Raw genomic sequence first — 2,047 nt, 5'->3', positions numbered from 1 at the left:
GCGCCCAGTACCGGTCGCCGTAGGACCAGTGCCACCACTCGGTGGGGTAGTTGACGAAACCCGCCCCGCTCATGGTCCGGGCCAGCAGGTCGCGGTTGTGGCGGGCCCGGGCGGACAGTCCCGGGGCGTCCAGCGGGCAGGAGCGATCGTCCCCGCTGCGGTGGCCGTTGACGGCCCCGCCCATGTCCAGTTCGACCCCCTCGGCATCGACGAGGGTCAGGTCGAGGGCGGCCCCTGCACAGTGCGGCGCCACCTCGACCGGGGAGACGAAGGCACTGGCCCGGTGCCGCAGTTCGACGGGGTCCGTGATGCCCGACCGGCGCAGGCGGTCCTCGTAGCGGGCGAACCGCCGCGCCTGCTCGGTGCTGCTGCGGTGCCCCTCCACGACGAGGAGCCCGACACCGTCCGGGAGCGTCCCGGCCGCCGAGCGGAGACGTTCGAGCGCACCCGCCCTGACCCGGCCGTACGTCCCTGCCGCGTCCCGCTCCCGGGGGTCCAGGGCGATCGCCGGAACGGAGGAGATCTCCACGAGCGGCTCGCCGCACTCGTGAACGGGGACTTCGGCAACCCGGGGATCGCTCAGCAGGATCATGGCTCCCGAGCGTAGGGCCCGGTGTCCCGGCCGGGGCGGGACACTGCTGGGATGTTGCTGAGATGGATTGCCGAAGTGGCCGACGAACCACTGGTGCTGGAGCCGGACGACCGGCGGGTGGAGTGGCGGACCAACACCTGGTGGCTGGGTGCGGAGGAGGAGGACGGACGGGCGCTGACCGTGCCGGAGGTGGTCACCGCCTTCGAAAGGACCGCCGAGTGCATCCGGCGCCGCGTCCGCGGGATGGGTTTCCCGGGGGTGGTGACCTTCTACGTGTGGCACGACGAGCAGGCCGGGCAGCTCCGGTGCTCGACCGGTTCGGTGGCCGCGGACGCGTTGCCCTTCGGCGGGGCGTACGTGCCCTCCGACGATCTCGGCCCGGTCGTCGAGGCGTTCCTGGGCGACCTGACGCCGGGTCTGGTCCCCTGGCCGGACCTCGACGAGGTGCACGATCCCTCGGAGACCGTGCCCGTGCCCGAGCCCGAGCCCTTCGCCGTCTGGGTCCGCAGCGTCGGCGCGGTCACGCACTGACCGCCCCGCCGGCCCGCGGCAGTCGCGGTCGGCCCGGACGGCGGTCAGACGTGTCAGGCGGCCACCACGGCGGGCTCGGCCGGCTCGGGCGCGGGGCGGGTGAGCGCGATGACGGCGATGTCGTCGGTGAGGTGGTGGGTCCAGTCGCCGACGTCCGAGGCGAGGTGGCGCACCACGCCGTCGGGGCCGACGGGCGCCGCGGAGAGGCGTTCGGCGAGCGGTAGAACTCGCCGGAGGAGTTGCGGGCCTCGCTCAGGCCGTCGGTGTGCAGCACCAGGGTCTCGCCGTCCTGCAGGGCGATCCGGGTCGCCGCGGGTGCGGCGCCGCTGCCGAGGGCGCCGAGGCCGAGCGGCAGCAGGGCGGGGACGTCGACCTCGCGGGCGCCGGCCGGCCCGACCGCCAGCGGCGCCAGGTGCCCGCAGTTGACGGTGTCGACGGTGCTGCCGCCGCGGTGCTCCAGGACGAGCGCGGTGGCGAACAGTTCGTCGTCGCCGCGGGCGGCCGCGGCGCGGACGGCCTGCCGGTCCAGCCGGGCCACGAGTTCGCCGAGGTCCGCGGTCTCGTGGGCCTGGCTGCGGAAGCACCCGGCAGGTCGGTGACGGTCTGCACCGCCTGCAGCCCCTTGCCCCGGACGTCGCCGATCAGCAGCCGGGTGCCGTACGGGGTGTGCACGGCCTCCAGGAAGTCGCCGCCAATCCCGGTGTCCGCCGTGGCGGGCCGGTAGAGCGCGGCGAGGTGCAGTTCCCCGAGGCGGGCGGGCACGGGGTGCAGGGCGGCGTGCTGCAGGGCGGCGGAGGTCTCCTCGGTGCGGGCCAGCCGTTCGGACCGGCGGCTGCGCAGCCACGCGGCGAGCCCGGCGAGGGCGCCGACCACCAGGGCGGCGGTGATGGCGACCGGCCGGTCGGCGTGGTGCGCGCTGGAGAG

The 2,047-nt window shown here is 75.4% G+C and carries 3 protein-coding genes and 2 pseudogenes; 2 read left to right on the top strand and 3 right to left on the bottom strand.

Annotated features, from left to right (window positions below; all coding sequences use genetic code 11):
- A partial coding sequence (locus ABZ641_RS34765; RefSeq protein ID WP_359988355.1) for a M15 family metallopeptidase occupies positions 1-592 on the bottom strand: 592 nt, incomplete at its 3' end.
- Positions 593-667: 75 nt separating this feature from the next.
- Here ABZ641_RS34765 and ABZ641_RS34760 point away from each other — a divergent pair.
- Positions 668-1,123 carry a hypothetical protein gene (locus ABZ641_RS34760; protein ID WP_359988353.1) on the top strand — a complete coding sequence of 152 codons (456 nt, stop codon included), beginning with the start codon at positions 668-670 and terminating at the stop codon, positions 1,121-1,123.
- 53 nt (positions 1,124-1,176) lie between these two features.
- On the opposite strand, the gene ABZ641_RS34755 is transcribed toward ABZ641_RS34760, so the two are convergent.
- Together ABZ641_RS34755 and ABZ641_RS34750 are read right to left on the bottom strand one after the other, a co-directional pair.
- Positions 1,177-1,299 (bottom strand): hypothetical protein, encoded by a 123-nt coding sequence (locus ABZ641_RS34755; RefSeq protein WP_359988357.1) that lies wholly within the window; start codon positions 1,297-1,299, stop codon positions 1,177-1,179.
- 95 nt (positions 1,300-1,394) lie between these two features.
- Positions 1,395-1,661: pseudogene (locus ABZ641_RS34750) on the bottom strand (SpoIIE family protein phosphatase); the annotation flags it as partial.
- A gap of 128 nt (positions 1,662-1,789) precedes the next feature.
- Here ABZ641_RS34750 and ABZ641_RS34745 point away from each other — a divergent pair.
- Positions 1,790-2,047, top strand: a pseudogene (locus tag ABZ641_RS34745) (hypothetical protein); the annotation flags it as partial.

It is taken from the genome of Kitasatospora sp. NPDC007106, from assembly GCF_040634455.1.
Taxonomy (GTDB): domain Bacteria; phylum Actinomycetota; class Actinomycetes; order Streptomycetales; family Streptomycetaceae; genus Kitasatospora; species Kitasatospora arboriphila.
Note: the sequence above shows the minus strand (reverse complement) of the source record. Positions and strands in the feature narration are given on the sequence as shown.